The sequence below is a fragment of the Pantoea rodasii genome (assembly GCF_002095465.1).
GTDB classification, from domain to species: domain Bacteria; phylum Pseudomonadota; class Gammaproteobacteria; order Enterobacterales; family Enterobacteriaceae; genus Pantoea; species Pantoea rodasii.
In genome coordinates this window covers 1-3306 of record NZ_MLFP01000047.1, presented here as the reverse complement: position 1 = coordinate 3306, position 3306 = coordinate 1, and the positions used below count along the sequence as shown (strand labels likewise).

Here is a 3306-nt window from a genome sequence, read left to right as displayed (position 1 = left end):
TGAATGAGACATGTTCGAGTCTCTCAAATGCTTGCAGTCTGCAGCGTTGTAAAACGCCTGTGGGTTGTGAGGTTAAGCGACTAAGCGTACACGGTGGATGCCCTGGCAGTCAGAGGCGATGAAGGACGTGCTAATCTGCGTAAAGCGTCGGTAAGGTGATATGAACCGCTACAGCCGACGATGTCCGAATGGGGAAACCCGGTGCACTCTGTGCATCATCGCAACATGAATACATAGTGTTGCGAGGCGAACCTGGGGAACTGAAACATCTAAGTACCCAGAGGAAAAGAAATCAACCGAGATTCCCCCAGTAGCGGCGAGCGAACGGGGAACAGCCCAGAACCTGAATCAGTTTGTGCATTAGTGGAAGCGTCTGGAAAGTCGCAGGGTACAGGGTGATACTCCCGTACACAAAAATGCACTTATTGTGAGTTCGAAGAGTAGGGCGGGACACGTGGTATCCTGTCTGAATATGGGGGGACCATCCTCCAAGGCTAAATACTCCTGACTGACCGATAGTGAACCAGTACCGTGAGGGAAAGGCGAAAAGAACCCCGGCGAGGGGAGTGAAACAGAACCTGAAACCGTGTACGTACAAGCAGTGGGAGCCTTCTTTATAGGGTGACTGCGTACCTTTTGTATAATGGGTCAGCGACTTATATTCTGTAGCAAGGTTAACCGTATAGGGGAGCCGCAGGGAAACCGAGTCTTAACTGGGCGTTAAGTTGCAGGGTATAGACCCGAAACCCGGTGATCTAGCCATGGGCAGGTTGAAGGTTGGGTAACACTAACTGGAGGACCGAACCGACTAATGTTGAAAAATTAGCGGATGACTTGTGGCTGGGGGTGAAAGGCCAATCAAACCGGGAGATAGCTGGTTCTCCCCGAAAGCTATTTAGGTAGCGCCTCGTGAATTCATCTTCGGGGGTAGAGCACTGTTTCGGCTAGGGGGCCATCCCGGCTTACCAACCCGATGCAAACTGCGAATACCGAAGAATGTTATCACGGGAGACACACGGCGGGTGCTAACGTCCGTCGTGAAGAGGGAAACAACCCAGACCGCCAGCTAAGGTCCCAAAGTCATGGTTAAGTGGGAAACGATGTGGGAAGGCACAGACAGCCAGGATGTTGGCTTAGAAGCAGCCATCATTTAAAGAAAGCGTAATAGCTCACTGGTCGAGTCGGCCTGCGCGGAAGATGTAACGGGGCTAAACCATGCACCGAAGCTGCGGCAGCGACGCTTATGCGTTGTTGGGTAGGGGAGCGTTCTGTAAGCCGTTGAAGGTGTCCTGTGAGGGGTGCTGGAGGTATCAGAAGTGCGAATGCTGACATAAGTAACGATAAAGCGGGTGAAAAGCCCGCTCGCCGGAAGACCAAGGGTTCCTGTTCAACGTTAATCGGAGCAGGGTGAGTCGACCCCTAAGGCGAGGCTGAAAAGCGTAGTCGATGGGAAGCAGGTTAATATTCCTGCACTTGGTGTTACTGCGAAGGGGGGACGGAGAAGGCTAGGTTATCCGGGCGACGGTTGTCCCGGTTTAAGCATGTAGGCGGAGAGTTTAGGTAAATCCGGACTCTTATTAACGCTGAGGTGTGATGACGAGCCACTACGGTGGTGAAGTAACTGATGCCCTGCTTCCAGGAAAAGCCTCTAAGCTCCAGGTAACACGAAATCGTACCCCAAACCGACACAGGTGGTCAGGTAGAGAATACCAAGGCGCTTGAGAGAACTCGGGTGAAGGAACTAGGCAAAATGGTGCCGTAACTTCGGGAGAAGGCACGCTGGCGCGTAGGTGAAGGGACTTGCTCCCCGAGCTGAAGCCAGTCGAAGATACCAGCTGGCTGCAACTGTTTATTAAAAACACAGCACTGTGCAAACACGAAAGTGGACGTATACGGTGTGACGCCTGCCCGGTGCCGGAAGGTTAATTGATGGGGTTATCCGCAAGGAGAAGCTCTTGATCGAAGCCCCGGTAAACGGCGGCCGTAACTATAACGGTCCTAAGGTAGCGAAATTCCTTGTCGGGTAAGTTCCGACCTGCACGAATGGCGTAATGATGGCCAGGCTGTCTCCACCCGAGACTCAGTGAAATTGAAATCGCTGTGAAGATGCAGTGTACCCGCGGCAAGACGGAAAGACCCCGTGAACCTTTACTATAGCTTGACACTGAACATTGAGCCTTGATGTGTAGGATAGGTGGGAGGCTTTGAAGCGTGGACGCCAGTCTGCGTGGAGCCAACCTTGAAATACCACCCTTTAATGTTTGATGTTCTAACGTAGGCCCGTGATCCGGGCTGCGGACAGTGTCTGGTGGGTAGTTTGACTGGGGCGGTCTCCTCCTAAAGAGTAACGGAGGAGCACGAAGGTTGGCTAATCCTGGTCGGACATCAGGAGGTTAGTGCAATGGCATAAGCCAGCTTGACTGCGAGAGTGACGGCTCGAGCAGGTGCGAAAGCAGGTCATAGTGATCCGGTGGTTCTGAATGGAAGGGCCATCGCTCAACGGATAAAAGGTACTCCGGGGATAACAGGCTGATACCGCCCAAGAGTTCATATCGACGGCGGTGTTTGGCACCTCGATGTCGGCTCATCACATCCTGGGGCTGAAGTAGGTCCCAAGGGTACGGCTGTTCGCCGTTTAAAGTGGTACGCGAGCTGGGTTTAGAACGTCGTGAGACAGTTCGGTCCCTATCTGCCGTGGGCGCTGGAGAATTGAGGGGGGTTGCTCCTAGTACGAGAGGACCGGAGTGAACGCACCGCTGGTGTTCGGGTTGTCATGCCAATGGCATTGCCCGGTAGCTAAGTGCGGAAAAGATAAGTGCTGAAAGCATCTAAGCACGAAACTTGCCCCGAGATGAGTTCTCCCTGACTCCTTGAGAGTCCTGAAGGGACGTTGAAGACTACGACGTTGATAGGCCGGATGTGTAAGTGCAGCGATGCATTGAGCTAACCGGTACTAATGACCCGTGAGGCTTAACCTTACAACGCCAGAGGCGTTTTTGAGAGACGCAGAAGTCGATTTTCAGCTTGATTCATCCGGATAACAAAATTAGCGGAAACGAAAGATTTTGCGCAGGGGCAAGGCGCCGACCGAGACGATGAACGGGAGCATACTGAGGTATGTGACCGGACAGCGCGAGGGAGAGCAACGCAGCCACGGCGTAAAAGATTCGTTTCGTGCACCAAGATTTGCCTGGCGGCTGTAGCGCGGTGGTCCCACCTGACCCCATGCCGAACTCAGAAGTGAAACGCCGTAGCGCCGATGGTAGTGTGGGGTCTCCCCATGCGAGAGTAGGGAACTGCCAGGCA

Annotated in this window: 2 rRNA genes; both read left to right on the top strand. The window is 53.4% G+C overall.

Annotated features, from left to right (window positions below):
• Window positions 1–70 precede the first annotated feature (70 nt).
• Window positions 71–2978: ribosomal RNA gene (locus HA45_RS23190) — 23S ribosomal RNA — on the top strand.
• A gap of 211 nt (window positions 2979–3189) precedes the next feature.
• Window positions 3190–3305: ribosomal RNA gene (gene rrf, locus HA45_RS23185) — 5S ribosomal RNA — on the top strand.
• Window position 3306 lies beyond the last annotated feature (1 nt).